This is a genomic window from Paenibacillus sp. J22P169, assembly GCF_059691995.1.
In genome coordinates this window covers 528681-554499 of the sequence record NZ_JCAUAO010000002.1, presented here as the reverse complement: position 1 = coordinate 554499, position 25819 = coordinate 528681, and the positions used below count along the sequence as shown (strand labels likewise).

The 25819-nt window shown below is 45.9% G+C and carries 13 protein-coding genes; 3 read left to right on the top strand and 10 right to left on the bottom strand.

Annotated elements, in window-relative coordinates; all coding sequences use genetic code 11:
- The first annotated feature begins 111 nt into the window (after positions 1-111).
- Both AC58QG_RS16750 and AC58QG_RS16745 read left to right on the top strand, forming a co-directional pair.
- Positions 112-1869, top strand: coding sequence for a sensor histidine kinase (locus AC58QG_RS16750; RefSeq protein ID WP_497363252.1), 1758 nt, complete (start codon positions 112-114; stop codon positions 1867-1869).
- Positions 1844-3451, top strand: a complete 1608-nt coding sequence (locus AC58QG_RS16745; protein ID WP_497363251.1) for a response regulator — start codon at positions 1844-1846, stop codon at positions 3449-3451. The genes AC58QG_RS16750 and AC58QG_RS16745 overlap by 26 nt, the downstream gene beginning before the upstream one ends.
- A 47-nt stretch (positions 3452-3498) precedes the next feature.
- Here the strand turns inward: AC58QG_RS16745 and AC58QG_RS16740 are convergent, their stop codons facing one another.
- The 4 genes from AC58QG_RS16740 to AC58QG_RS16725 form a co-directional block, all read right to left on the bottom strand.
- Positions 3499-5121, bottom strand: a complete 1623-nt coding sequence (locus tag AC58QG_RS16740; RefSeq protein ID WP_497363250.1) for a right-handed parallel beta-helix repeat-containing protein — start codon at positions 5119-5121, stop codon at positions 3499-3501.
- 192 nt (positions 5122-5313) lie between these two features.
- On the bottom strand, positions 5314-5658 hold the full coding sequence (locus tag AC58QG_RS16735; protein WP_497363249.1) for an ankyrin repeat domain-containing protein: 345 nt from the start codon (positions 5656-5658) through the stop codon (positions 5314-5316).
- 57 nt (positions 5659-5715) lie between these two features.
- Positions 5716-7938 carry an alpha-galactosidase gene (locus AC58QG_RS16730; RefSeq protein ID WP_497363248.1) on the bottom strand — a complete coding sequence of 741 codons (2223 nt, stop codon included), beginning with the start codon at positions 7936-7938 and terminating at the stop codon, positions 5716-5718.
- Between the two features lie 214 nt (positions 7939-8152).
- Positions 8153-8989, bottom strand: a complete 837-nt coding sequence (locus AC58QG_RS16725; protein WP_497363247.1) for a phytanoyl-CoA dioxygenase family protein — start codon at positions 8987-8989, stop codon at positions 8153-8155.
- A gap of 121 nt (positions 8990-9110) precedes the next feature.
- Here AC58QG_RS16725 and AC58QG_RS16720 point away from each other — a divergent pair, with 121 nt between their 5' ends.
- On the top strand, positions 9111-9986 hold the full coding sequence (locus tag AC58QG_RS16720; RefSeq protein ID WP_497363246.1) for an AraC family transcriptional regulator: 876 nt from the start codon (positions 9111-9113) through the stop codon (positions 9984-9986).
- Positions 9987-10033: 47 nt separating this feature from the next.
- Here AC58QG_RS16720 and AC58QG_RS16715 read toward each other — a convergent pair whose 3' ends face one another.
- From AC58QG_RS16715 to AC58QG_RS16690, 6 genes are all read right to left on the bottom strand, one after another.
- Positions 10034-11056 (bottom strand): Gfo/Idh/MocA family protein, encoded by a 1023-nt coding sequence (locus AC58QG_RS16715; RefSeq protein ID WP_497363245.1) that lies wholly within the window; start codon positions 11054-11056, stop codon positions 10034-10036.
- Positions 11057-11268: 212 nt separating this feature from the next.
- A complete protein-coding gene (locus AC58QG_RS16710; RefSeq protein ID WP_497363244.1) occupies positions 11269-17505 on the bottom strand; it encodes an endo-alpha-N-acetylgalactosaminidase family protein in 6237 nt (2078 codons plus the stop codon).
- Positions 17506-17593: 88 nt separating this feature from the next.
- Positions 17594-22135, bottom strand: a complete 4542-nt coding sequence (locus tag AC58QG_RS16705) for a glycosyl hydrolase family 95 catalytic domain-containing protein (RefSeq protein WP_497363243.1) — start codon at positions 22133-22135, stop codon at positions 17594-17596.
- 138 nt (positions 22136-22273) lie between these two features.
- Positions 22274-23944, bottom strand: coding sequence for a helix-turn-helix domain-containing protein (locus AC58QG_RS16700; RefSeq protein ID WP_497363242.1), 1671 nt, complete (start codon positions 23942-23944; stop codon positions 22274-22276).
- A gap of 39 nt (positions 23945-23983) precedes the next feature.
- Positions 23984-24880, bottom strand: coding sequence for a carbohydrate ABC transporter permease (locus AC58QG_RS16695; RefSeq protein ID WP_497363241.1), 897 nt, complete (start codon positions 24878-24880; stop codon positions 23984-23986).
- A gap of 1 nt (position 24881) precedes the next feature.
- Complete coding sequence (locus tag AC58QG_RS16690) at positions 24882-25763, bottom strand: carbohydrate ABC transporter permease (RefSeq protein ID WP_497363240.1); 882 nt, start codon at positions 25761-25763, stop codon at positions 24882-24884.
- Positions 25764-25819 lie beyond the last annotated feature (56 nt).

Sequence of the window (25819 nt, the reverse complement as noted above, 5' to 3'; positions counted from 1 at the left end):
TGCATGCAATATTTATTAAAAAGATTCAATATTCAACGAAGTATCAGATATCACTAACTTTCGCTCAGAAAGGCATTATAATAAGAATTAAGATCGCTTAGGAGGACTTATATGAAGCGTCGTATCGCAGTCAAAGTGTTCGTTATCTCCTTCTTGCTGGTGGAATCGATTATCGTTCTGTTAGGGTACTGGTATTATCGGTACTCTTCCGATTCCTTGCTGGAGGCGCAGTATGAATACGCCGATCAGATTGCCAATAAATCAAACGATTATTTAAATGTTACATTGGAGAATATCCGAAATTTATTCATTACCGTGGGTACTGACAGTCGCTTCCAGCAAGGCTCAAGCGAGGAAATCATTCGCTGGTTTAACAACAGTCTGCTGCCTTATATGCCCAATGTGTACAATATTCATTTGCTTGAACAAGGTAAAATGGCTGCCAGCACTTCTTATGTGCAATGGGCACTTTTGGATACACCCACACTATCCAAGGAACTAGAGCAAATTAAGCTAAGTGGTATCGTGTATTGGATCGGTCCTTACTTTTCACTGCCTTCCAACTATACGGTGACGGCTGCCATGAGGCTTCCTTCTACGGACGGTGACAAAATCATAATGCTCGATCTCTATTTGGCTAAGCTATATGAATCCCTGCAGTCACAATCCTCTAATCGAATCACAGGGGAAATCCTTCTGCTTGACCGATTGCACCGCCCTGTCTTCGGACGCCCGCCTTATTCGCAATACAATGTTTTCAATAAATCATACCAGCTAATCGGGCTCAAAGATGAGTGGTTCGAAGGTGGCTGGAAGCAATCTGAACAGCAAACTGCTGATGGTCAAAGCCTTGTCCTTACAAGAGTGACCAATCCTGCGCTCGGTTGGGATGTCGTTTGGATACTAGACAAAACAGCGTTGCTGAAACCTTTGCAAAAAACACTTTCATTTACATGGGCACTCGGCTTAGTCTCGTTGCTATTATCTATTGGGATGGCTTATACGATATCCATTTTGATCAGTAGACCTATTCGTAAGATTGCCGACTCGATGAATGCTGTCAGTGACGGACTCTTGGACACCTCTATTCAGCTAAATCGTCAGGATGAACTCGGGCTTCTCGCCAAGCATTTCAACCGGATGACGGCTCATATTCGCGAGCTCATTGCTAATCTTAAGCAGTCTGAGAAGCAGAAGCAGATTTCTGACTTCCTTGCACTTCAGGCGCAGATCAAGCCGCATTTTCTATTTAATACGTTAAATTCAATCAGCATGGCTGCCCGCTCAGGCGAATATAACAAGGTTGATCAACTCGTCTCTTCCCTGACGTCACAACTGGATTATACATTAAAGACAAGCCCAGGACCTGTGACATTGCGAGAGGAAATAACAGCATTAGAAAGTTATGTTGATTTGATGCATATCCGGTATCCAGGTAAATTTTCCTTTCATATGGATCTTGATCCACTCACCCTGGAGCGGAAGCTGCCGAAGTTCGTGCTGCAACCTTTGGTGGAAAACAGTATTTTTCACGGATTGGTACCTGATCATAAAGACGGCGTGTTGTTCATAGGCACGACGGCCGGGACAGACGGTTGGGACATCATGATCGAAGATAACGGCAAGGGCATGTCCGCCGAGAAAATATCTACACTAATGGATCGGCTGAATAGCCATTCCATTCACGGTACCGAGAATGAGGAAAATAAGAACGGTCATAGTATCGGTCTTGTCAATGTTCACCGCAGACTTCAAATGATGTACGGAGATCGATATCGTATTCACTTAGAGAGCACGCAAGAAGAAGGCACAAAGCTATTAATCAGATTGGGGGCAGTACCGAATGAAGAGCATCTTGATCGTGGATGACGAGCCGATGGCAAGGCAGTATATACGTACACAGTTTCCTTGGGAACAATGGGGTTATGTCATCGTAGGCGAGGCCGAAAATGGTGTAGAAGCTTTGGAGAGCTGTCGTTCTATGCAACCAGATATCGTATTACTTGATATTACCATGCCGCTGATGGATGGATTGGAACTACTTCATCATTTGAAAAAGGATGTCCCCCATGTGCGATGTATTATGCTAACCGCTCACCGAGACTTCTCTTTCGCTCAAGAAGCGATTCGAAGTGGCGCCGATGGCTATATTTTAAAGTCGCCAATTGACGCGGAAGAGCTTAAAGCAGCCTTAGCGAAAGCGTGTGAGGAGCTTGAGAAGACATATCGATTAACGACAAGCGAACAAAGCTATAAAGTGTTGGTACAAAATTATCAGTACCCGCTTCGTCAAAAGTTTTATGAGGATATCCTTTCTTCCTTGCTTGCGAAGCCCGAGGAAATCGTGGCTCACGGGGAGAAGCTCGGGATCGACCTCGTTCAGCCCTCTTATGTGTTAATGGAATGCTGCGTCGATGAGCTTACCCATTTCGAGCAGCGTTATCCGATCAAAGACCGATCTTTGATTGAATTCAGTATGCTGGAAATCGTTCGAGAATGTGCACAAGTCGATTTTCCTTGTCGATTTGAGCTATTCCCCGTTAGCTTCGGACGGTTCATTCTGCTGTTGACAGGCCAACAACCAGCTAGCAGCAGTATAGGTAAGGAAAACATTATCTTATTCATTCGCAAGCTGTCCAACCCGCTCAAGCAATTCTTAAAACTGCGGCTCTTAGTAACGGTTAGCCGGCCTTTTACGAATATTTCTTCTCTTCGTTCCGTGTCGATGGATACATTGACATATCGCTTGCATCACTTTTATTCAGAAGCGGCTGAGCCTATATTTGTCGATCAAGTACTGCCTTTCCATGCAATATCGGATAAGACGCTAAGTAAATTGCGTACACGACTTGAGGAGTTGATTAAACATCAAGAAGAACCTGTTTATCAGGAATGGGCCAAGATGGTGCGGAACGAGTTTCTCATGTATAAGCCCGATCCTTCCACAGCGAAAAGTTGGTTGGCGTCACTTGAACAGCTGCTTGCTGCTGGGGGACATGAGATTAATCCCCTAGATCCGCTTAGCCTAAATGCTGAGACATCTTTCCATCGTGCGCTCGAAACTGTTATAGAGCGGTTCATCGAAATTAGGAAGCGAAGCACGCAATCCCTTCATTTGCGGCATGAGCTTTCCTCCGCGATTCAGTACATCAAAGCTCATTTGAGCGATGATCTCAATGTGGAGTCGATCGCACTCAAGGTAAAGCTGAGCCCATCTTACTTAGGACATCTGTTTAAGAAAGAAGTTGGCGTTTCTATCGTAGACTACATTCTGGAACAGCGCATGGAAACGGCCAAGATCTACCTGCAGACTGGACAGTACAGGAATTATGAGCTGGCTTCCAAAGTTGGCTTTCGCAGTTACTCGTATTTCTGTACATTATTCAAAAAATACTCGGGCTTAACGCCCAATGAATACAAGCATGCCCATCAGCCGGTTGTAAATCCTTAATACATATGAAAAGGACCTGAAGATTAGCTTCAGGTCCTTTAATTACGTTATTCATATTCGATTGTACCCGTAATGCCCGGACTAACAACCAGGGGCTGATCCACATGAATGAAGCGATTATTTTTGACCACGACTTCATCTGCATCGATGGCATGAACACCAATGGTTGAATTCTTGAACAGATTCCCCGTAATCGTAATCTGTCGATTATACTTGCCTTCGAAGCCAGCAGATTTAATAGCTATGCAACCTTCAGCGCCATAACGCGGAAAAAATCCACAATGATCGAACTCGCAATCCTCAATTCGAATGTTCGTAGCATGTCCTCCCTCAGCATGAGTCGGCAGCTCCGCACCAAGCATTATCCCCGGATTCATCGTGTTTCGATAGGTACAATTCGCAATCAGCACATGATCATTCCTGACAAGATGTCCAGCGCCCGCGATATTGACGAACGCTGAATGTGAACACGTATAACTGTCAGCTTCCCAATAATCGGCTGCACACAGAGATCCCTCAGCGGCAAATTCAGGAATATCTTGCGTAAATTGAATGCGATATAGATGACCGCCGTCTTTCTTGCCTTCATGCGACCAACGGTCAATCTCCCTTTTCTCCATATGTTCACCATTGTAGAATTCAATATGACTACCTGGCTGCAACGCCGCGAACGTATACTTCCCGAAGAACAGTGCTTCGCGAGTTGAGAGCCTATTTTCAAAGAATAACCAGTTGCTTTGGATATTTTGCCCATCCATTCTAACGCCTTCTACATACATCTCCCTAATGTCAATTCGTCCACCACACTTAAACAGCTTCCAGGCATCTCGTGGGGCAGTAAACAATCTGTTCCCATCCGGTTTGAAAACGACGCGATCTGCTGTAATATGGCGGCAGCTTTCTGCTAGTATGGCAAATCCATTAGCATTCATCACACGCAGATTGTTCAGCATGAGATGATCACATCTTCCAAAGTAAGTTTGGAAATCCGTTTGCGCTCCTTGATGCCAGGAAAGATGCTCGCCAAGACGAACCTTGGCAGCAACGTTTACGCTGTTCAAGATCAGAGTCCGTTCACCGATCTGTCTCCAACCCGCGTCAGCACCAAAACCATAGGTAACACTTTCTCCTATCAGAGCCCCTGTTACGGGGTCCAATCGGTTCATACAGTAAGTACCCATTCCTTCGTAGCATGGATTCCCCTCAAACACCTCAACCGTAATTGATTGATCCGTGCGATCTATAACGACTCCGGCAGATGCGAATGCAGGCTCTCTCGTAAAGGCTAGATGCTGAAGTGACAGATGCTCATTATTCTCGCACCAAAGGATAGATGGCAAAAGGCAATGAATAGCCTCGTCATTGAAGCCGACAAGTACAGTTGCAGGTTCACCATCTTCTCCGACCGCACCTTGCAATGTTAGCCCGTTAGAATTCTTAATTGTAAGATGACATTCTTTCGATTGATGATTGCCACTTCCTGCATCATGCACCATTCCCTCGGTCTGCACCAATTTAATGGAAACTAATCGATATCTCCCTGGCTCAAACACGACCCTCTCCGCTCCCACGGCAATAGCCTTATCAATCGCTTCACGAATGCCTGCGGCGCTGTCCTCATTGGAAGGGCGCGTATAATCTTTGACATAGATACTTTTATCAGAAAACATTAGAAATTCCTCCTTCAATGTGCCAAAGGCTCTCGTCATGTCATCATTATAGAGCTTCCCTAGACCACCGAATATGAAGGATTTCACGAAAATGTTTAAAATATAACTAATTCACGTTCACATTTTGACTGTCCCTCGGAATGTCATTACTACCGATTTCACTACAGCGCTCCTGCATACCTTAGTATTTGTTCAATCTCTGTGAATCCATTTCGTTTCGCAGATGAGAGCATTCCCCCCGTAACGGTTAGTCAGTTTCGTATCAGCCCCAGCTTCAATAAGGAGCTTCAGAATTTGAAGAAGTCCTTCTGCACCTGCGTACAGGAACGGATTATCCTGCATGGCATCTTTTATATGGATATCCACCCCGGCTTCAATTAATATCTTCACGATCTCAGGATTATTAGCATGTGTTGCCACCATGATCGCCGTCCTGCCTCTATTATCCTGCTCATTCAAGCTGACTCCTTTATTCAGGAGTTGCTGTAATTGTTCTATATCACCATGCTCAACCGCAACAATCAATTCTTGACTCATACTCTTACATACCTCCCTTTCCAACAATGACCCTGCCGCTCCATTATGACATAATAACTAGAAGGAATCGATGGCGGTTAGACGGAAAATCAGGCTTTGGTAATCTCCCTTGAGAGCCGGCAAAATATACCCAACCCGCTGGAGATAATCACCACCGAAGATGTCACCTTGATCTATGTTCTCAGTATGCTCCCCGTGTAGAAGTCGGTAATCGACCTTTTCGTTGAGGCCTTTAAGCCGAAGTCTTTTTATTTGACCCGCAATGGCGGCCTGCACCTGAAAGTAGAACACGACCGCTTCCTGTCGGTCCTCAGCAACAAACATCCACGCAGCTTCTCCTAACTCAAAAGGGTTTAACAGTCGATAGAAATCACCGAATTGCACAATACCCCTGATTTCTTTGTAGCATGCAACTTGTTCGCTAATCGTAAACTTCTCTTCTTCAGACAGCTTCGTTAAATCGAGCTGATAGCCGAACGATCCTGACATGGCCACATAGCCCCGGGTCTGCAGGGGAGAAGTCCTTCCAATCTGATGGTTTGGAACTGCTGACACATTCGCGCCCATCGTCACCGGTGGATAGACCAGACTTGTTCCGTATTGGATTTGCAGGCGACTCACCGCGTCAGAGTTATCGCTCGCCCATGTTTGCGGCATGTAGTAAAGCATTCCTGGATCGAATCGCCCCCCGCCGCCTGCACAGCTTTCGAATAAGATGCCGGGAAACTTGGATGTGATCCGTTCGAGTGCCTGATACAAGCCGAGCATGTACCGATGCGCTGTCTCCCTCTGTCGCTCCTTCGGCAATAGCTTTGAGCCGATCTCTGTAAAATTTCGATTGAGATCCCATTTCACATACGCGATCGGCGCGCTTTCAAGCACCTTACTGACCGCATCTACGACGTAATCGACAACGTCGATGCGGGACAGATCGAGTACCAGTTGGTTTCGGCTTTCCGTACGTCGCCGTCCAGGTACATGTAAGCACCAGTCGGGGTGTTTACGATACAGGTCACTGTCCGGCGATACCATCTCCGGTTCGAACCAAAGTCCAAGTGCCATACCTTGCCTCGCTATGCGGTCAGCAAGATCCTGCAGCCCGTCTGGCAGTTTGCTCTGATCAACAACCCAATCGCCAAGTGAGGTATGATCATCGTTGCGTTTGCCGAACCAGCCGTCATCTAAAACGAACAACTCCATGCCAAGCTTTGAACCTTCTTTGGCGATCTGCTCCAGCTTGTCGGCATCGAAGTTGAAATAAGTGGCCTCCCAGTTGTTGATAAGGATAGGTCGCTCCCGATGGCGGTAAGAGCCGCGACATAGTCTGTCTCGATATAGGCGGTGATAAATACGGGACATCCCGCCCAACCCCTGATCAGAGAATACTAGCACTACCTCTGGGGTCTGGAAGGATTCCCCTGGCGTGAGCAGCCAGCTGAAATCAAATGGATTGACGCCCATTTGTACTCTCGTGGTAAAGAACTGATCCACTTCGACGTGAGCTAGAAAGCTTCCGCTATAAACAAGACTAAATCCATATACTTCTCCATACTCTTCATCCGTCCCCTTGGAGAGCAGGGCAACGAAAGGATTCTGCTGATGCCCGCTCACACCGCGTCTGCTTTCCACCGTATGTCCACCTGGAGTGAGCGGCCGTCGGTATATGGCCCTTTCCCGAAGATGGGCGCCTGATAAATGTAGGAAGTCAAATTCAGAATGGGATAAATCAATGCTCATCGTCAGCACTCGCTGAAGTCTCAGAGGTTCATTGCCGTTATGAACAAAACGAACCGAGCGAGTGATCGCATCATACGATGCGTATACGCTATAGGTAAGAAACACGGATAAGCCAATCTGTGAATCGAAGAGCTCGATCTCCAGCGTCTGCGCTTCCTCCTCCGATTCCACATAGGTAGCTGGCAATCCCTCTAGAGTGGGTTTGCCATTTATTATTCGATGTGAACGGTATATCAAATCAGTTACAGAAGTACCATTAGCAAGCAGCACTTCAAATGCTGGAGAGCGGAAATCGCCAGCGCCGTATGCCGGAAATTCCTGTGGTATCGTATCCGGGGAGTACGCAGGTTCAGACGGGTCAGGACGCGGCGAGACCGTGCTGCGGGCGCGAAGCTCTAAATTCCGGTAAAGGTAATCTGAGCGCACCTTTTTCCCCCAGTAAGTGTGAGCGAGCAATCCCCATTTGGTAACCTGAAAGGCATAACTCGTCTGTGCGGTTTGGAGATGGAACAACTGATGGGCTTCATCGTACTGAATGGACATGCGACACCTCACCATTAATCGTTATTTCAATTAAAGTATCACGTTCCTCCTACATTTAGGTAGGTTAAATTTGTAAGGAAATGGGTCATTTCCTCTGCTGACTCTCAAAAAAGTGTACATTTTAACTATTATCTAAGAAAAATGATTTTAGAAAAAAATATAAAAAACAACCCACATGCACACGAAGTACAAGCGGGTTATTTACGATATTTATTTAACGCTTGAATAACGTTGGGAAATACTCATTATCGAAAGGCTGTCCCTGGTAAGGACGCGGTCCAAGCAAACGAATATTGGAATGATACTGAATGCCAGCACGATACGAGGTGCCGCCTGGCATGACGTGAGCAACAATGGATAGGCGAGGCTCGTTCGTTTTATTTGCACCAGACCCATGGAAAGTAAGTCCGTGATGAAAACTCGCTTGCCCTGCTTTCAATATACATGGCTCCTCGATCCATTCTCGCCCTCCAGCATACTTAGCTTTAAGTTCTTCCATATTTTGGTTAAAAAAGCTGTCACTGTCTGGGACGAGTCCCCATTTGTGTGACCCCAGGATTGTCATCATACCGCCATTCGTTAAATCCGTATCTTGCAGAGCAATCCAGACCGTAATCATGTGACTAGTACTGCTGCATTGCCAATAGCCATAATCTTGATGCCAACCGACATTTCCTGAGCTCGTTTCTTTGGACCCTACCCCTGGTTTTAATATGACTTGATCATGCCAAAGTCGTGTCTCATCGACATGAAGCAGGTCGGCTACCAGCTCCCCAATGAGAGGATCCGTTACTGTACTCCGAATTTCATCGTTAATCCACCACCCATTGTCCAGCTTACGCAGTGCATCAGGATTCGCTGGCGAACGGTACGGAATCATTGGCATCCCATCTCCGTCATAGTCACCTGACCAGACGCGATCATGCGCCTTCCGGAGTCTTTCAATTTGGTTGTCATCCAAAAGCTTTGGACTGATCCAATAGCCGTCTCTCTCAAAGGTTGTCTTATCTGCTTCGGTTATTTTATACGCTTTCTTAGCTTGAAGTGTCATATGCACCCTCCCTTTCTTCTTAAGATGTATTATATCTTGATAAAAGGTGGCTTGACGTTCTTCTCCTTGCAGAGTAGTATCAGAAACAATTGAACTTAAATCTGTACAAAGGGATGATTTCATGGCTGCTGCCGCAAAGCACCGTTGGACCTTTGATCGAGAGCAACATGGCCCCATTGAGGCTGTTCCCGAGCTTCTTGTTTTCGGATTTGATGAAATCAACAGTGCACTCAGGCTTGGCTATCACGAACATCATGGCTTCGAGTTTGTTCTCATTGAACGTGGGAAGGCCAGTTGGGAGCTTGCAAATCGAACCTACGAAACAAAAGCTGGTGAAGTGTTTCACACACGTCCCGGCGAAGTTCATCGAGGTGGTTTCAATGTCATTGAACCCAGTCGATTCTGGTGGTTCATTCTTTCACCCCCGACCGACGACAAATGGCTTTGCTTACCCAGCAATGAGCTTTCTACGATTCGAACGAAGCTAGATCAGCTTCAACGAATTGTATATACAGGCATTCAACCTGTAGCTGCTTTGCAACGCTTGAAAGATGCACTTCAAGCATCAAGTCCTTTGCGTTCTACAGCCGTTCGTCAAGCGATCCTTGAACTGCTGCTTCACATTCTCCAACCTTCCCAAGAAAATGCTTCTCTGTCCGCCGATCTCATTCAGGCTTTCGATGTCATGATCAGACACGTTGATGAAGAGCCCGAGTGGCGGCCAACGATTGAAGAATTGGCTGAACTCGCATGTGTCAGTCCATCCCACTTCATGCGAACATTTAAACAATATACGGGCAATACGCCTATGGCTTATATAGAGCGCCAGCGTATTAAACAAGCCTGCGATTTTCTCTCCCATACCGATGACTCCGTGCTCACTATATCGACCAACTTGGGATACGCATCCAGCCAACATTTTGCTACCGTGTTTAAAAGGATAACAGGTGTTACGCCGCTTCATTGGCGCAAAATAAGCTTTCCCTCGGGTAATTAACCTCTGGGAAAGCTTCGTTTTTAGCAAAATTTAAGTTTTTTAGATATTTATTGTTTCACACACACCCACTCACCGTTCCTGTCAGCAGATGCGATTTCCGCTTCAACGATTTCAATACTGCCTCTCGTACTAGTCGGCAGAGCCGTTGCTACGGGACGATCATTCAGTAGGGCTTCTGCAAAATACTTCAGCTGGAAGTAGTAACCAAGATCGGGCGAAAGCTCCGCGTAGAAACCAGCAGATGCATTCGGATTAACCTTCAAGGTATCCCCGTTGAAAAGTAGGTTGCCCCTTTCGAAATTGACTCGAAAACCCATTTCAAACCCAAAATCGCCTTGCATCGTCCAATCCGCTTGCGCATTGATCACTTTTCCATCTTCATACTTATAGTTTGTCGATACAATATCGTAGCCGCTGCCAGGTATCACAACGCGTCCATTCGCTGAAACTTCCTGTGGCTTACCAAATAGCCAGTTGATCATATCCGTATCATGGATGTGCATATCTAGCATAGCGCCGCCACTCTTCTCTTTCTGGGTAAGCCAAGGCCCCCAAGTAGGCGAGCTGCTAAAGCGGTAGAAATATCCACTTAATACATTGCCATAAGCTCCGCTATCCACGATATCCTTCAAATATTCATACGCTGGCCAGAACCTTAAGCACTGTCCAATCATCAACTGCTTCCCATTGTGGTCCGCCGCTTGGATCATCGCTGTGCACTCTTCTGCCGTGAGCGCCATGGGCTTCTCACATAAGACATGCACGCCACTGTTCAAACATTGAATGGAAATCTCTTTATGCAAGAACGTTGGCAGCGAAATGTCGACCATGTCTAATTGTTCCTTCTCCAGCATCTCTTGCACCGTTGTATACTTCGCATAACGGTTAAAATCTATTGTTGATGAACCGGTATCCATATTGCCGCCTAGGGCTTGCCCGTTAAGCTTCGCCGTATCGAAATCGCACAGCGCAGTGACCCGAATCGGTACGCCCTCCTGCTCTAAGCGATTGTAAGTTTCCAAATGCATTCTTCCCATAAAGCCTAATCCAATTAACCCTATTTTGAGCATTTGCAATCCGTCCTTTTCAGAAAAATCACATCGTAATAGCTTGATTATAAATCAATGTGGATGTTCCGTATTTATCAATAAGGCCGGATGCTTTGCACTTTTATAGATGTCGATTTATCACAAAGAAACCTAAGGTTATCCTTCACCTTAGGTTTCCGCAGATGTATAAGGGAACGCAACCGTTAATATCCTAGCTCCGTCCCCTTACATGCCTAGTTCAAAATCTTTGTAGCAATCCAAGCAAGATCAGCAATATCGATCACGTTATCATGATTAACGTCAGCAAGTTTAATGGAGTCCCAATCCGCATCGGCCGAAGTAGCTCCATAGTGCTTCGCAACAATCGCTAAGTCACCGATACTCACTTTGGTATCATGGTTTAAATCTCCCGCTGTACCAAGAATGACCAACGACTTAAAGGTTTCTAGTGCCGCACTTAATGCATTCGCAGCCTGTGCAACGTCATCTTGGCTTACCGACGCATCATTGATCACCGCAATTGCCGCGCTAATGGCCGCAAGCAGATCCGCTTTGGAGCCAATTGGATATTGACCAACTTGCGTACCTTCCACTGCTGCATCATGCAATTGCTGAGCCTCCGAAATGAGGGCTTGCAGCGATGCTTTATCCACATACGTTATGGCTATGCCATGTGAAGTGATTGCCAGGCTAGTTTCCTCTCCAATCGCATTCGCGATCAACAGCTTTGAAATCGTAATCGTAGTACTCGACGATTCGCTAAGAGATTTGGATTTCCAATGAAGTTGCAACAGATCGTTGGTAGCAACCGCTTCTGAATGACCTCCAATTTTGACCGCAAGAATTCGGACTTGGCCTTCTGTCAGCTTCTTATTTACAATCGTAAAACTATCACTGACAGAATCCACACCAACAAATTCTACTTTCGTTGGATCATAGGTGAACGTCAAATCCTGAGCTAAGATGTTCTCCGCTGTATTGGCCAATCCGTAGGTTAAATCAAACGTGCCACCAGTCATGACCGTGTTCACACCATCGAAAAGAACCTTATTCGGTTGTACCGATTTAGCTGGTACGACCACAGGCAAACTAACAGTCTGCGCTTTGGTACCATCTGAAGTTCGCGTCACTTCTAAAATGAGATTCACCGCTTGCTCCACACCGGATGGTACGATAGTTCCATCCATTTGGATGACGGTAGGTTGATCCGTACTTTTAATTGCAATGCTATAGCCAGCAGGCACATCTGGCAGTGTCAAGCTACTGGCATCCTGTGCAGGAGCTGCAATACTGGTAATTCCAGCAGCAACCTCTGCGGCTGTCAACACTTGCGGATTTGTTAAATCGTCGACAACCAAATCATCGACAATCAAGACAACATCAATAGCGGATAATTGCGGTTGTGCCGTTTGTTTTACCGACTCGATTGCGATGTAGTAATCGTCCTTACTGCCTGTTTCAAAATCTAATAGTGCGTTCGCAGTACCTGTTGACTTAATGATCGGCAGCGTAAATCCTGGTATTAAGGATTTGCCTGTACCTGTTGCAGAGGACAATAGCACGCTATAAGTCTGACCATTCGATCTTGATTTGGCAGAGAGCTGATATAACCCAGCTTTATTCGCCTCATAGCTCATGCTGATTTTATAATGCGTATTCGGCAATAGCTTCAGTGTTGACGGTACTGTGGCTAAAAGCTCTGCCACGAGTGGCGTACTTGCATTTGAAATGAAATCTTGTTCGTTCGACTTTAAGGAGAAATTCCCATTAATGACGTAGGTCATCGGTTGCGAAATGTTAGGATCGGCAGCTTTCTGCGCGTCACTCACCTTCTCCGCCAAATGCGTCTGACCTCCGCTCGAAGCTGCTTGGAACATAAATGGACCGTAGCCTTCTGAGACATTTTCGAAGTCTTCATAGAAGTAGTTGGTACCAAAATCTGTTTTGCTTGGGTTTTCCCAAAGCTTCACATCATCAAACCATACATTGGAATTCGTAGCGCTTGTTGCATCAGCCTTCAAGTAAATCGTTGCTTTTCCCGTGGCATCCGCCGTAAAATCGACCTTCATTCGTTGATAGTACGTATTTTTGAATTTACTAGGCTCTTCTAAGTTCTTAATCTTCGATGAATTGATGAAATTCGTTACTTCCGGGCCGCCGTAGTTTTTCACGCCAATCGTAACTGTTCTGTCGGAAGTACTGCGCGACTTGTTTTCGTTACCGTTCGAAGTAGACGCATTATTAATGTCTACCCAGACTGAGGCAGAGTACGTTTTCCCCGCTTCAAGTCCATACACGTTCTGTGTAATTGTAGCATCGTCTTCCCCTGCTACTTTGAGGAAATTGTTCTTCAAAGAATCATGCTCTACGGTTACATGCCCAGCTGCTGCATTTGTTGTAGAGGTTTTCTCCCAGGCAGCAAAAGCACCGCTATCGAAACCTGGATCCTTCACAGGTCCGCCGAATCCGAAATCGCCGGCTTGCTGTGTATCTGCACCTTGTTCATCCGCTTTGGATTTGTAGATGACATACGGAACACCGATGGTTGTATTACTGATCGTTACTGAACCATTGGCAACTGGCAGCGTACGCTCCCAGACACGCCCTGTGTCCGTAAGCTTATACATTTCAATTGAAGATAACCCGCTCCAGCTGTTAGGCAGCTCCCAAGTTGTCGAACCACCTTTTGGATTCCAGTAGTAGATCTTGGATTCCTTTTGCGGATCCCATGGCAGGAAGAGTTGGCTCTTCTGATTGCTCACATCTAATTGACCTACTCCGGTATCTCCCCAGTTCTTATGATTCAGCACATCATATTTCGCAATCGTTTTGCCGTCCTTTTTGAGCGAAGCTGTGCCAATGATATAGTTCGAATCTGCGCTATCTGCATGGTATTCATCCAAGGAAGCGACGACTCCGTCCCCGAAAACGACTGTTTTATCCATACCAGAAGCATCATGCGTCGTATTGAGAATTGGGAAGTGCTGCATATATTTCGTCAGTAAATTGTTATTATAAAATAAATCAATGCCGTTCTGAATATCTGTTCTGCCTTGCCAAGTCCCAACCCCTGCCTGCAACATACCTCTTAGCAAAACGCTAGTATACGGGCTTGGTGCCTGGAACGTGTCTTGATACTGGTTTTTAATAAAACGGATAATCTGACTGCCCGGTGTTTTACTCGGGTAATATGGATCGGTTCCCCAGTGGGTCCAAATCACATTTTCCTCCAGCGGCCCAGAGAACTCTGTGGCAAACCAGAAGCCGAGTTTGTTTTGAATAATGTCAGCAAATTGATTCGCGTGCCAACCTGCTCCGCTATATACATCATCATAAATCATTGCGAGATTTGGAACTTCTTGTTTAAGCTGTGTATACCTTTTCTCCAAATCTCCGCCTGCTAAATCTTTGGCACGATTCGATGGATACGTAGGGTCAACCCAGTCATAGTTCGAGCTTGTGCTGCCCCAATTTTCCGGTTTAGCATAATAAGCATCGGGATCTTGACCATCAATATTCGTATGAACGCCGACTTTCACATTGTACTTTAACCCTTCATCGACAAGCGTGTTAAAATCTTTCAACCCGCCTTCACGAATACCGAAATGGCCTGCAAGGTCAGGATGACTATCGTCATGCCCCTCTGCCTGATATCCTTTTTCCAAAATAAGCTGCCCGAATCCATCGTACAAATTGTAAAGCTTCTTGGCGTTATCCAATGTACGTAAGAATGGGTTTTGCGCTAAGCTGTTGAAGTTCATCGCGATATACGAGACATATTTATTGATTTCGCTTGCGCCTGGGAGGAGATTTTCCGACCAAATATTGCGGAAATCGATCGCTGCATCTTTCCAATCCGCTGTGCCATCATCGTTACGATCAGGTGCAATAATAATTTTTGAAGAGAAATCAAATTTAGGCGGGAATTTACTGTCATCGATGATATCTCCTCTTGCCGTCCACACACCGTTCCACATCGAAAGCTGCTTATTGACACCATCGGAATCTGCTTCAATATTCATTACAATTTTGCCTGGTGTCTCTACCACATCATTCATCATCGACGCCGCTAACTTGCCATCACTTACAAAGCCGTACGATCTTAGCTTACTATCCACCGCTTGATCTTTAAGTTTCGTTCCGTAGAAGGCGTCATTCGTATAGAATTCATCATTCATCTGATTCCATTCTCCTGTTACCCAAGAGGAAGCCCCTTGTGCATCGGGGTTGCTGCTCGATACCGTAACTAATTTATGGTTCGGGAACTCCACCGTCCGCACTTTATAACCGGAAGGTTCACTATTGATATGCGTCGACATGTTCACGATGTTACCCGTGACTTTATAGGTGACAGCCATATTCACAGAGCCTGCTGGCGCTTCTGAGTTATCATCTACTACGGGTACGTCTAGTTGATAAACGACGGTATCTTCTGCCGTTTTCGTGGCACTTCGTACAGTTGCGAAGCCGTCATTACCATTTATTTTCACATTGTATAGAAAATCGGTTTGACCTTGTAGGGTTGCATTTGGCGCCTCGTTGCCCAGCCACGTATAACTGCGTACGGTTGGGAAGCGGTTATCCATACTAACACTCATTTGATCTGATGAAATCGTAATCGGCTGTAACGCTGTCGGTTGTGGCGGTGTTGGCGGAATATAAGCTTCTTGTGAGATTTGGCTGATTGTAATATTTTTCGATGTGAACCAGCTTCTTAAGCCTACCTTGCCTTCAGCGACTGGGAAATCCGCGCTTCCGCTGCAAACCAACGTGTCATTTAACCAGACCTTAATGCTCTTGCCGATATATTTAATTTTGAGCGTGTAATCGGTATTCGCCGTAATATTAGGCCCGCTGGTTGTCAGATCGCCGTAATGCGAAGCATCGGTTTGCCAGCCCCAATTTCCGTTCGTATTATAGTAAATCATCGCGTAAGGCTGTGAAGGTGAGATGTATCTGAAAATAAATCCGATACGCCCCGTATCGATATTCGTTCTGAATTTAATGGTGTAGGTACCATCTTGGATAGGCAGCGAATCGTTATCATAGATTTCCCCGAATAGATTGGAGATGTTCAAATGATTACTCGCGATCGTTGGCGTCGGAGAGTAGGCCGATCCATCGATTTTATTCCAAGTGCCAGTTAGGCCATCGGTATAATTTCGAATGTACGTCGTTGGTTTCGGCGGTGTATAGACGTCACCTTCTTTGTACGTGACCTGCATATCATCCATATACGTTGTTAAAGTTCCTGTTGAGCTTGCGGTATACCCTTGGCTGCCATTCATAACGGACATACCTACTTGTGTACCCGTATAAATCTCAGTACCGTCCACTGAAAGGGTATAGGTATCGCCTTCATACGCAACACTCACATTGTGTACGGCATCTGAACTTAAAGGTTGAGGCGTACTCGTTAAGTTATACGAAACATCTGCACCGTCTTTTTTACCTACTAACGTCCAGTTACCAGCACTATCGGTTCTAACTGAACTCCAGTTGCTCTCATCGACATATCGGAACAACAGTCCTGCAGAGCTGTAATTACCATTTAACTGCAGCTTCGTGCTGTAAGTTCCATTAATGGCTAATGGCGATTTGCTGTCAACGACTTGGCTTCCGCCATTTGTTGTCGTTATTTGTGCAACCTTTCCATTAAAGCCTTGTAAAGGCGTTTTGAACGAATACGTAGGAACAACGGCTGTCGCAGCCCCCATTTGTAAGCCCGGCGTTGCGTCATCTGTAAAATTTCTTGTGTAGACGACCGCATTCCCCTTATCGCTATCCGTTACTTTCACATCATCGATATTTAATGTCTTTGCAGCGTAGTAAGATCGAAAGCCTACCTTACCTCCCGCAAGCGGTAGCGCACCACCAGAGTTCGATGTGTAAACAAGTGCTCCGTCGAGATATACTTCATACGTATCCCCGCTGAAGGTCATTTTGAATGTATAGGTTTTGCCAGGATCCAGTTTGATTGTCTTGTTCAGATAAGACCCCCAAACCTCACTTCCCCCATTAAACCCATCCCATATCCAACCATTCCCATCACGGGAAACCATAGCATAATGCGTTGGATCCTTATATCTTGCGATGAATCCAAACTGTTCAGAAGCTCCTCCATCTATGTTTATTTTAGCTTCGAATGTCCCATTAGCCACATCAGGCATATCGTTAAAATAAAAGATTTCATTGCCGCCATTCGGGTTCTTCGCAGCCAAAAATTGACCATTCATTCCAGAGTAGGTAGCCCTTGCACTTACTGCTGTATCGGACGTTACTGCCCCTTTATCAGAAAGGTTTACTTCTGTTCCACTTTCAAAATCATTCGTGTACGTCGTACTCTGACCACTCGCTGCCAATGCTGTAGCATTACCAAACATCTGTAACACACCTGGTAATGGAAGTACGCTTGTAGCTAAGAGTGTTGTTGAAAGAATAACGCTTAATTTACGCCTAATTGACCTCATCTCATAACCTCCTGCTTATTGTTTGCGATGACCCGAAAGCTAACTATCAATCGCGTTTCTTTCGGGGCATCGTTTGAGGAATTACGTGTTATTCCAAAATCTTGGATGCTACCCATGCAAGGTCATCAATGTCTACATCGTTGTCATTGTCGATATCAGCCAGCTTGTATTGATTCCAATCTGCGTCTGCTGACGTTTTGCCATATGCGGAGGCCACAATTGCTAAGTCACCAATGGAGAATTTGCCGTCTACATTCAAATCGCCTGAAACAGATCTGATTTGAACGCTGAGCGAGCTGCCATTGACATGTGATTCAACTCCGCTGCCGTTCGCTACCTTTACGTCGGCAAGTGTGAGCGCTGCGGATTGCGCGATGGTTTTAGCCTGCCATTGTATGATCAGCAAACCGCTATTCACATTCGCAGCATCTCCGGTCGTGCTTGCTAAAAGCAGCCTAACCTTGCCCGGTTGCTCTGATTTATTCACGATAATCAGATTAGGATAAAGAGACTGCACCGAAAGGAAGGCCAATTGATCCGGGTTATACGTAATGGTTAGATCCTGTGCATACACATTCTGCATGGGCGTCAACGCATATTGCACGGTAAAATTAGCACCAGACGTAATAAATGCCGGTCCAGTTAAGGATGCTGTCGGTTCACTTGGAACTACAGCTGATACAGTCACATCTTGTGTTGCCTGCTTTCCTCCCCATGCCGCAGTGATGGTCGCTTGCCCTGGGCTTAAAGCATGGAGCATGCCCGTGCTGTCGATAGAAGCCACCTGCGGGTTACTGCTCTCATACGTTACACCCTCGGTTACAAGTGAAACATCGTTCTCACCATATGTCGCATAGACGACCGAACTGACCGTGTCTCCGACTTGCATCGCTGCTGGAATATTTGTTAACGCAATCGATTGAAGCGTATTCGTTGCCGGCGTATACGCAAAAGCATCGATGGCGCCAATTGCACTGCTGGAGGCAGCATTTTTCGTTCCTTTCACGACAACCTTAATCGTGTGTGTTCCCCTCTCTAACCCACTTTGACTAAACAGGACAACTTGTTTAGTCGTCGAGGTTGCATAGCCATCGATATCTGCCTGTGCTAATACGCCATCCAAATACACATCGATTATCCCCAGATTCGTTTGCTTCATGCTGATAAAATCAATCGAGGTGCCGGTAAATGTAAACTCAGCAGAAGCGCCAGCCGTACTGCTGTACTTCTCCGTACCGCTATAATCAGCGCTGTCGTTATAAGTGTTCCACACCCCTGTGTACACAATGGCAGGATCACGGTCGTCAACCTTGATTTTCTGTACGGGTTGAACAGCAATCGGTCTTGTGTTGATATAATTCACATCATCGATGTACAAGACTTTGTTATCAAACCATGTTCTCAGCCCTATTTTCCCAGGTGTATTTAAAAAATCAGCTACGGTTATAGAGCCAACCTGTTGACCGTCGATCCATAGTTTAATAGTGGAATCAACAAAACTCGCTTTCACGTCATACGTTTGGCCATTCGTAAGCGTTATGGGTGCTAGTTCACCATAGTGTTCTACTCCGTCTTTCACGTAATACCATAGCCATTTGCCATCATATAGCACACCGGCATAATTGTTCACGTCCGTATAGCGGAAGAGCAGCCCAACTCTCCCCGTTCCTGTTTGAATTTTCAGCTTCATGGCCAAGTCAGCATCTTTGTACAACGGTGAATTATCGTCGACCATGATCGCTACTGGATTAGCAACTACTTTCAACGCATTATTTTCCACGGTGAATGTGGCGCTTCCCGTCGTTGAAGATTTCTTCCACCCGCCGACAACACCGTTATCAAAATTTTGCTGATAAGCATCCCCTACAAAGGTAAATGCAGTTGTTTCATTACTAGTCGGAGAAAGTGTGCCTTCGGCATCTTTGGACCAAACCACGAAGCGGTATAGCTGCTTCTCGTTTAACCCTGTTACCTGCAGGCTTGTGTTTGCAGCTGGCACATTGATACTTCGCGTTTTCGTCGAACCTTGGTAAACGTCCACCACATAGCCTGTAACCGCTGCTCCACTAGTAGGTGCCGTCCACTGCAAATCCACCGTAGTAGCCGTATGTGCCAGTGATTGCACTTGAGTTGGTGGAAGTGGCGGTGGTGTGACACTGGATGTAATCGTATAAGATTGACCCGCTTCGGTATTAAAGGTGATAGTATCGCCACTACGTGTGTAGCTCACTGGCGTAGCGTCAGCCGTCTTCACCACTTGAAATTGACCCGTATGAGTGAACGTTTTCTCCTTTACTTTTGCCACATTGCCTTCTAAAGAAGTGATTGTTGCACTCTTCAAGATAGTCCCATTCCAACTCATATCCACTTCAAAATCGCCTCTGGCCTTCAAGCCCTCCACATCACCTTTCGGCCAGGTCGAAGGAAGCGCAGGCAACAAATCAATCGTGCCTGTATGACTTTGCAAAAGCATCTCTGCAATCCCGGATGTGCCGCCGAAGTTGCCGTCAATCTGAAATGGTGGACCTATATTGAATAAATTCGAATAAGTACTCACGTCAAGCTGTCCTTGGAGAATCTTCTCGGCATGGTCGCCATCGAGCATGCGAGCCCACATGTTCAGTTTGTTCGCTCTGCTCCACCCCTCTGCTTCATCACCACGCTGTGTAAGGGTTACTCTCGCCGCATTGAACAGGTCGGGCGTTGTTACTTTATTGATTAAGTTGCCAGGATATAACCCCACCAAATGCGAGATGTGGCGATGCTGGTCGTTCGGATCATCAATATCTTCCTTCCATTCCTGTACTTGCCCGTATTTCCCGATTTTCGGCATCGAGAGCTTGCTGCGTTTATCTAGGAGTTCGTTGCGGAATTGAGCATCGATACCGAGCATTTGGCTTGCTTCAATGCAATTGGTGAATAATTGCCAAACAAGCTCTTGATCATAGGAATCCCCAATGCTTAATGAACCGTGTTCAGGCGAAACACCTGGCGTAGATACTAAAGTCCCATCTGTATCCGTAACAAGCGTTTTTGTCCAAAACTCAGCCGCTTCTTTCATAATGGGATACAGCTTATTTCTTAAATAGTCCGTATCGCCAGTGAACAAATATTTCTCCCAAAGCTGCTGAGAGAGGAATGCGCCAGCGGCTGGTTGCCAACCCCAATTACTAATGTCCCAACCCGGTGCCGTATAGCCAAAAATACTAGTAAACGTATGGATCGTCCAACCAGAACCCGTTACACCATGATGTTTTTGAGCTGTGACTCGCCCTGGTGCCCGCAACGAATCAATAAAATCCACATACGGAATGGCCGTTTCACTTAAATTCGTCACTTCCGAAGGCCAATAATTCATTTCAAGATTGATGTTCGTATGGTAATCCGCGCCCCATGGCGGTGTCTTCGAGTTATTCCAAACCCCTTGTAAATTGGCTGGCAGTGAGCCTTCACGTGATGAAGCAATGAGCAAGTAGCGGCCATATTGGAAATAGAGGGACTCTAATGCACTGTTGCGCGTACTTTTATAACTTGTCAGGAGCTGGTCTGTCGGAATCGTAGCAACCTGATCATTCAGATTCAGGGATACTCGCTTAAACAGATTTTGATAGTCCGCTAGATGGCGTGCACGCAGCGTCTCAAAACTCTTGGCAGAAGCTGCTGTCAGTCGGTCATTCACGGTTACGTGTGGATCCGTTCCTATATAATCCGGATAATGATTGGCATAATCTGTTGCTGCCGACATGAGAATGGTGATAGAGCTAGCACCAGCTACCGTCAGCTTACCGCTGCCAGCCGTCACCGATCCCTCATCGGTTTGGACACGGAACTGTGATTCATATGCCATATCATTGTCAGCCAGCTTGCCGCTCAAGGTCAGTGTACTGCCATTAGCCACGATAGAAGGCGTCGTCTGCGGACTTGTGACCCTGATATCCAAATTCATTTGATTCGGTTGACTGCTAGTAAGTCTCATAACCATCACGTTATCTGGATAGCTCATAAAATATTCGCGTGTATACGTGATACCATTCTGTTTGTAGGTCACTCGCGCAATACCATCCTCCAGATCAAGCTCGCGCCGATAGTCGGTAATATTCACTGATGCTGGAAGTGCGAAATCAAAGTAAATATCGCCGAAATTTTGATAATTGCCAAATTGCGGATAATCGTTTAATGTTCCTGTCAAGTATTGCTCCGCAATGGCACTTGCACCGGCTACATCGCCACTGGCCAGCTTCTGACGCACATCCGCTAAATGGTCTGCAGCCCCATCTCTGTTGCCGTCTCTTCCCCCTCCAGCTTTCGACCTTGGGCCACCCGTCCAGAGTGTCTTCTCGTTAAACTGAATATGCTCTTGATCAACGCCGCCAAACACCATGCCACCCATGAACCCGTTACCAATCGGCAGCGCTTGTGTTTCCCAATCTGTTGCCGGTTGTCGATACCATAATGCAAGGTTGTGCGCTGGAGACCCCGCAGAGCCTGAGTAAGTAACGGTAGATGCCGCATGTGCGGTTTCAAAGGGAAAAACGGTAGATATACCAGTAAATCCAGTAGATATACATGCAGCCATCAGGAGACTCATAATAGATTTCTTTTTAATGGTTAATTTCAGTAACTTGCGCAAAACATTCACCCTCTCTGGACCCCAAAAGTGGTCTTGCAACATGCGACAACACTCGACATGATACGACATGTATCATTGTAGACATAACGAATCAAGTGTATCCTCTTTCGAAAATACACTTTTATCATCAAATTACCGCTACCCGTTCAGCAAACTCTCCCGATACAGTTTCGGGCTGTAACCTGTCGTTTTCTTGAACATTCTGCTGAAATGCTCTACATTCAAATACCCAACCGTTTCAGCGATATACGTAATTTTATTCCCCTTCTTTTTCATTAACCGTTTAGATTCCTCAATGCGTAAATTCGTTAAATATTGGATGAAATTACAACCGACCTCTTTGGTAAATTGCTTACTTAAATAGCCTTCGCTAACGCCAACCATTTCGCTGATCAACGTGAGGTTGACGTCCTCCGTATAATGGAGATCCAGAAATTGCTTGGCCAGTGTGACGACACCGCTATAGTTAGCCTCCGTTGTCTTTCCGTGAATGTGTTGATATAACTGACTGCATATGCGATGCAGCCAGGCTTTCGTTTCATCCAGTGTCTCCAAACTCTTCATGTATTCAAAAGGATGCTGGAGCTCTTCGTCGAGGTCATCCCAACGAATTCCTTTTCGATACAGCAGCCCCCCAAGCTCCCAAAGCAAATCCTCAAATGCGGCGTGGACATCTTGCGGTCTCCAGCCCCATGTTTGCCCTAGCAGCAACTCCATCTGCTCAAACTCCTTGGACCATAACTGGGCGTTACTTTGTTCTAGCAGCTGCGCAATACCTGCTCCCGTTGTTTTCAGCGTAACCTGGAGCTTACGGGCATGCTCAATTCCACTATCAGCACTGTATTTCCCAAGCTCCATACAGCTTTCAGGATAGAACACCTTATTAAATCCGGCAAAATAACTCATGGAGGCCAAATGGACTGCTTGCTGATACAAGCGGTACCAATGTTTCATGCCGCTAGCTAGATCGCTAATGCCAATCGATATGGACACATTGACATATTGGTTTAGTCGCGTTTGAATCATAGAGAAGGCAGCCTGTACTTTTTCTCGAATCATACTTTCACTTCGAAATTCGGCGAACGAACAGAATAGCACGTATTCCGACTGGCTCTTCCCATATAAAAGATGTTTCATTGACATGGCATCCAGAACGGTTTGCACGGACTGCATGATAAACCGCTGAGTCTGACCATCTTTTAAGCTTCTCCCCGTCCTTGATACCTCAGATGAGCCTTGCGAAATCGTTATCACGGCAACCAGCTGATTCGATTCTTCGAGCCACTCCGAGATACCAGCCCCAGCAGCGGCATAAGTTGATTCATCCTGCTGGGGATTGATGGATATGAGCTGCCGAAGAGTTTCACTTTTCCTATCGATCTCTTCATTCGTGTGTTCGACAACAGGCGTTGACGTCTCCCGCGTTCGAAGTTCATTGACTGCCTTCAAGACAACAGGAACCAGGTGTTCCTCATCCATATCCGACTTCACAATGAAATCAATCGCGCCAAGCAAAAAGGCTTCTCTGACATAGCTATACTCGCTGTAGGCACTCAGCATGATGGCGACAGGTCTTCGCTTCTGTACAATTGCCGGATATGCTCGCAGCAGCTCAATACCGTTTAGTCTCGGCATCTCAATATCAAGCAGCATAAGATCGATATCGCCGTGCTGCTCCAGAATAGCCAGAGCTTCCATGCCATCGCCAGCTTCAACGACTGCCTGGATGCCCATGCTCTCCCAGTCGATCATATGTTGAAGAGCTAGACGAACAAGCGGTTCATCGTCGACAATCATCAGCTTAAACAACCTGTTCATCCCCCATCCGTGAAGTTAATTCCTTTGTACTTATCCTTTCACCGCTCCATCCATAAGTCCTTTAAAAATATATCGCTGAAAAACGATGTAGAAGATGGCACTCGGCAATAAAACGATAATAATACCTGCACAGAGCATAGACAAATCCGAACTGCGCGTACTCACGAACGAAGTCAGTGAAGTCGCCAACGTCGCCAACTTCTTATTAGGCATATATAACTGCTGAACGAAAATATCATTCATGATCGTCACACTTTTTAAAATTGCCAGTGTTGCCGTTGCAGGCAGCAGCAGAGGGAAAATGATCGAACGGAAGATTCGAACATATGAAGCTCCATCCAGCATAGCACTCTCGTCAAGCTGTATCGAGATCTTTTCGAGAAATTGCATGTAAATGTAAATCTGCATAATATCAGTACCAATATAAATAAGAAGCGGTGCCCCGAGCGTATTATAAACGCCAAGTGTATGCAGGAGTTGAAAGCGAGCAATTTCTGTCGTGTAAGCTGGAATGATCATCGCCATCATAAAAAGGAGAAGAATCCACTTTTTCATTCGGAACTGAAACCGATTGAGCACAAAAGCGGTCATCGTCCCAAGCAGCATATTTCCTAGCATACTCAATACCACAAGCAGGATCGAGTTACCAAGCCCGCGAATCATGTTGCCTTCTTTCAAAGCACTCACGTAATTATCGATATGAAGAAAGCTCTTCGGAAGCGAAAACGGCGACGTTTCGGCAAGTTCCAAATTCGTTTTAAATGAACCAAATACAACGAGTAAAATGGGTACGAAAATCAGGATAACCATGAGTGTAAAAAGCACATAATACACGATATTAGCAGCTACACGCTGATTGCTCATTGATCGCGTACGGCTGGGCAGCGGTTGCTTTCTCATTTGTTCAAGTGTTAGTGTTCGTTCCATGCTAAGCCCCGCTCCTGTCTTTCACGATCCATGCTTGCAACGATGAAAAAATGATGATCATGAGCAAGAGAATAACTGCCATCGCTGAGGCCAGACCGTAATTGTTGTAAGTAAACGCCGTTTGGAGTGAAAAGAGTCCAAATGTGCTGCTTGCGCTGCCTGGACCGCCGTTCGTCATAACAAGCGGAATGTCATACTGCAGAAGGGCTCCAGATACATTCATGAATAAAATGATTTCGATCACGCGTCGGATACCTGGGAGCGTTACATACCTTTGCTGCTGCCAAAAGTTCGCCCCATCAATTTCTGCCGCTTCATAAAGGTCTTTCGGAATCGATTGCAGTCCAGCTAAAAACAACACGATATGCACGCCGCTGTAACGCCATAAAGAAACAACGACCAAGGAATAATTTACAATCTTCGCATCACTCAGCCAGCTTTGAATCCAAGATTCGAGCCCCATCGCTTTCAAAAGCTCATTCAACGGACCATTGATCGGATTATAAATGTAGCTGAACATATAAGCCACCGCGATACCATTAATAATGTAAGGCATTAACACCGAGAAGCGGAAAAACGCGCTCCCCCGTAGTGCTCTTGTTAAGAGTACAGCCATGATGATTTCCAGCGGGATGGCAATGGCATGCAAAATGAAATAAGTGACATTGTTTCGAATGGCATGCCAAGCTTCAGGGAAATCAAACAGCATTTGCTTATAATTGTTAAAGCCAATGTACTTAAAACTAGGGCTATAACCATCCCAGCTCGTAAAGCTGTAACGAAACAATTGCAAAGTCGGATAGATGAGAAACAAAAGTAAGAGAGCAACAGGTACGAATAAAAACGAAACGATGACGACTTTCTGCTGCATACGATAATTCATGTAATCACTCCTGTATACAAGAGAGGGCACTATTCCAATCGCTTAGATAGTACCCT

Excerpts from the sequence above, each read along its gene's own strand:
- AC58QG_RS16750 (WP_497363252.1), top strand. The coding sequence starts at position 112 with ATGAAGCGTCGTATCGCAGTCAAAGTGTTCGTTATCTCCTTCTTGCTG.
- AC58QG_RS16745 (WP_497363251.1), top strand. The coding sequence starts at position 1,844 with ATGAAGAGCATCTTGATCGTGGATGACGAGCCGATGGCAAGGCAGTAT.
- AC58QG_RS16740 (WP_497363250.1), bottom strand. The coding sequence starts at position 5,121 with ATGTTTTCTGATAAAAGTATCTATGTCAAAGATTATACGCGCCCTTCC.
- AC58QG_RS16735 (WP_497363249.1), bottom strand. The coding sequence starts at position 5,658 with ATGAGTCAAGAATTGATTGTTGCGGTTGAGCATGGTGATATAGAACAA.
- AC58QG_RS16730 (WP_497363248.1), bottom strand. The coding sequence starts at position 7,938 with ATGTCCATTCAGTACGATGAAGCCCATCAGTTGTTCCATCTCCAAACC.
- AC58QG_RS16725 (WP_497363247.1), bottom strand. The coding sequence starts at position 8,989 with ATGACACTTCAAGCTAAGAAAGCGTATAAAATAACCGAAGCAGATAAG.
- AC58QG_RS16720 (WP_497363246.1), top strand. The coding sequence starts at position 9,111 with ATGGCTGCTGCCGCAAAGCACCGTTGGACCTTTGATCGAGAGCAACAT.
- AC58QG_RS16715 (WP_497363245.1), bottom strand. The coding sequence starts at position 11,056 with ATGCTCAAAATAGGGTTAATTGGATTAGGCTTTATGGGAAGAATGCAT.
- AC58QG_RS16710 (WP_497363244.1), bottom strand. The coding sequence starts at position 17,505 with ATGAGGTCAATTAGGCGTAAATTAAGCGTTATTCTTTCAACAACACTC.
- AC58QG_RS16695 (WP_497363241.1), bottom strand. The coding sequence starts at position 24,880 with ATGGAACGAACACTAACACTTGAACAAATGAGAAAGCAACCGCTGCCC.
- AC58QG_RS16690 (WP_497363240.1), bottom strand. The coding sequence starts at position 25,763 with ATGAATTATCGTATGCAGCAGAAAGTCGTCATCGTTTCGTTTTTATTC.